The 306-nt window shown below is 74.5% G+C and carries 1 protein-coding gene; it reads left to right on the forward strand.

From position 1 onward, the window contains the following. On the forward strand, positions 1-306 hold a 306-nt coding region (locus ADK67_RS15010; protein WP_157620401.1), incomplete at both ends, for a beta-galactosidase.

The following is a 306-nucleotide window of genomic DNA, read 5'->3' on the forward strand; positions in this document are numbered from 1 at the left end:
CACTACACCCACGGCGAGGACCCGTCGCGTTACGTCGGCCTGGCGTTCTCCGCCGACCTGGTGCGGGGTCTGGCCGGCGGGCGGCCGTGGGTGCTGATGGAGAACTCCACGTCGGCCCGGGGCCAGCACCACAACAACATCGCCCAGCCCACCAACACCGGGAGGACCCACACCCTCCCCACCCTGGGGGACGACGCGTCGCCGTACGAGCGGTACGTCGAGGCGGGCGGCCGGGTGCTGGGCACGTTCCTGTCCGGGGTCTCCGACAGCCCCGGCCCCGGGCACCTCCGCGGCTTCCCCGGGGCG

Origin of the sequence: Saccharothrix sp. NRRL B-16348 (assembly GCF_001280085.1) — a bacterium.
In the GTDB taxonomy this organism is placed as follows: domain Bacteria; phylum Actinomycetota; class Actinomycetes; order Mycobacteriales; family Pseudonocardiaceae; genus Actinosynnema.